This is a genomic window from Neptuniibacter pectenicola, assembly GCF_001597735.1.
In the GTDB taxonomy this organism is placed as follows: domain Bacteria; phylum Pseudomonadota; class Gammaproteobacteria; order Pseudomonadales; family Balneatricaceae; genus Neptuniibacter; species Neptuniibacter pectenicola.
The window spans coordinates 1-1,121 of record NZ_LUTS01000046.1; the positions used below are offsets into that span (position 1 = coordinate 1).

The following is a 1,121-nucleotide window of genomic DNA, read 5'->3' on the forward strand; positions in this document are numbered from 1 at the left end:
CTCTCAACCCCTTCCGCCAACACATCATCTAAGGTTGCGATCGTGAAGGTGTTGCTGTTGCTACCCGCGGGGATATCAATAGTGCCTTGGCCGGTAAAGTCTTCGCCATCCTTCGCAACACCACTGTATGTGAATGTCACCGTAATCGGTGCCGTAACATCAGCTGCTGGCTGGTCAACGCTGATGGTATAGGGTGCTGTGGTCTCGCCTTCAACCACGGTTGCTGGACCCGTTAGTGAAACCGTCGCTGTTTCAGTATCCGGTTCGGTTGTACTTGGATCAGCATCATCCAGAATCTGCGTTTCAACACTGTTGTTAGCTGTATCAGCGCCTATCGCTGGATAGTTGGTATCCGTAATACCGCTGATCGTAACGGTGAAACTCTCGACCCCTTCCGCCAACACATCATCTAAGGTTGCGATCGTGAAGGTGTTGCTGTTGCTACCCGCTGGGATATCTACGCTGCCTTGGCCGGTAAAGTCTTCACCATCCTTCGCAACACCGCTGTATGTGAATGTCACGGTAATCGGTGTCGTTACACTCGCTGCAGGCTGATCAACACTAATGGTATAAGGCGCTGTCGTCTCACCTTCTATAACCGAAGACGGACCGGTTAGGGAGACTGTCGCGCCATCATTATCAATAATGGTGGTTTCAACACTGTTGTTGGTCGCATCTTCAGCAATATGCTCGAAGTTGGTATCCGTGATGCTATCGATCGTAATGGTGAAGCTCTCAGCACCTTCCGCTAGGGCGTCATCAAACGTACCGATGGTGAAGGTATTGCTGTTGCTACCCGCTGGGATATCAACACTGCCTTGGCCTGTAAAATCTTCGCCATCCTTCGCAACACCACTGTATGTGAATGTCACCGTAATCGGTGCGGCGACATCAGCTGCTGGCTGGTCAACGCTGATGGTATACGGCGTGGTTACATCGCCTTCCACAACACTGGATGGGCCTGTCAGTGAAACCGTCGCTGTTTCAGTATCAGGTTCGGTTGTGCTTGGATCGGTATCATCCAGAATCTGCGTTTCAACACTGTTGTTGGTCGCATCTTCAGTAATATGCTCGAAGTTGGTATCGGTAATGGTATCGATCGTAACAGTGAAGCTCTCAAC

Annotated in this window: 1 protein-coding gene; it reads right to left on the bottom strand. The window is 50.8% G+C overall.

Features of this window, described 5'->3' with window-relative positions; genetic code table 11:
- Positions 1–1,121, bottom strand: a 1,121-nt coding sequence (locus A3773_RS16780) for a Calx-beta domain-containing protein (RefSeq protein WP_197462819.1), incomplete at both ends; no start/stop codon positions are given.